Source organism: Beijerinckia sp. L45, assembly GCF_009765775.1.
Taxonomy (GTDB): domain Bacteria; phylum Pseudomonadota; class Alphaproteobacteria; order Rhizobiales; family Beijerinckiaceae; genus RH-AL1.
Window position 1 is genome coordinate 1 of the sequence record NZ_LMUU01000022.1, and the last position, 573, is coordinate 573.

Annotated in this window: 1 pseudogene; it reads right to left on the minus strand. The window is 74.2% G+C overall.

The annotated features are described in order from the left end of the window. Positions 1-573: pseudogene (locus GSQ79_RS01380) on the minus strand (ATP-dependent helicase HrpB); the annotation flags it as partial.

Here is a 573-nt window from a genome sequence, read left to right on the forward strand (position 1 = left end):
TCGCCATCAAGAACTCGCCGGCCTTGCCGCGCGCCTTGGCAATGCGGTCGGGGAAGGCGAGGGCAAGCAGGCGGCCGCACGCCTCGATATTTTGGGCCGCGCCGCCGCCCCGGCCGCCTGCCTGGTGGGCAAAGGTCTTCGCCAGCGCGCGGGCATCGGTGGCGCGGGGCGTGCGATCGCGGCGGAACCGGGTGATCTGATCGCGCAGGTCCGCACCATCACCGCCCAGCCCGCGCTCGACGATCACCGTGGCGATTTCCGCCGCGAGCTCGGCCTCGCCGTCTGCTGCGGCGAGTACCACCATGCGGGCGAGCCGCGGCGGCAGCGCCAACGCGCGGATTTTGCGGCCCGCCTCAGTCAGGCCGCCATCACCGTCGAGCGCCGCGATGGCGCCAAGCATCGCCCGCGCCTCGGTGAGCGCCGGGGCCGGCGGCGGGTCGAGCCAGAGCAGGTCACGCTCCGGGCGGCGCGCCCCCCAGGAGGCGCAGTCGAGCAGCAGGCCGGCGAGATCGGCGGAGAGAATGGCCGGCTTAGCAAACGCTTCGAGCGCGCCGGTGCCGGCCTCCTCCCACA